This is a genomic window from Neisseria sp. P0021.S007 (assembly GCF_051956855.1).
This window is the reverse complement of record NZ_JBQCXA010000535.1, coordinates 1-687: the sequence shown is the minus strand read 5'-3', so window position 1 is coordinate 687 and position 687 is coordinate 1. Positions and strand designations below refer to the sequence as shown.

Here is a 687-nt window from a genome sequence, read left to right as displayed (position 1 = left end):
ATGCAGAACTGCAAGCTAAAACAGCCGAATTCAAACAACGTCTCGCCGACGGACAAAGCCTGGACGACATCTTGGTCGAAGCCTTTGCCGTCTGCCGCGAAGCATCGAGCCGTGTATTGGGCATGCGCCACTTCGATGTACAGCTGATCGGCGGTATGGTCCTGCACAACGGCAAAATCGCCGAAATGCGTACCGGTGAAGGTAAAACTCTGGTGGCCACCCTTGCCGTTTACCTGAATGCATTGTCAGGAAAAGGCGTACACGTCGTTACCGTCAACGACTACCTCGCCTCCCGTGACGCGAGCATTATGGAGCCGTTGTACAACTTCTTAGGCTTGAGCGTCGGCGTGATCGTCGCCGATTTGCAACCTTTCGAACGCCAGACTGCTTACGGTGCCGACATTACTTACGGTACAAACAACGAATTCGGTTTCGACTACCTGCGCGACAATATGGTGACCGACCAATACGACAAAGTTCAACGCGAATTGAACTTTGCCGTAGTCGACGAAGTGGACTCCATTCTGATTGACGAAGCGCGTACGCCACTGATTATTTCCGGCCAGGCGGATGACAACATCCAGCTCTACCGCGTGATGAATGCCGTTCCTGCCCACCTTATCCGCCAAGAAACCGAAGAAGGCGAAGGTGATTACTGGGTAGATGAAAAAGCACACCAAGTTATTC

The 687-nt window shown here is 52.5% G+C and carries 1 protein-coding gene; it reads left to right on the top strand.

From position 1 onward, the window contains the following. The coding region (locus ACTHUR_RS14460) for a DEAD/DEAH box helicase (protein ID WP_440399266.1) at positions 1 to 687 on the top strand (687 nt) is incomplete at both ends.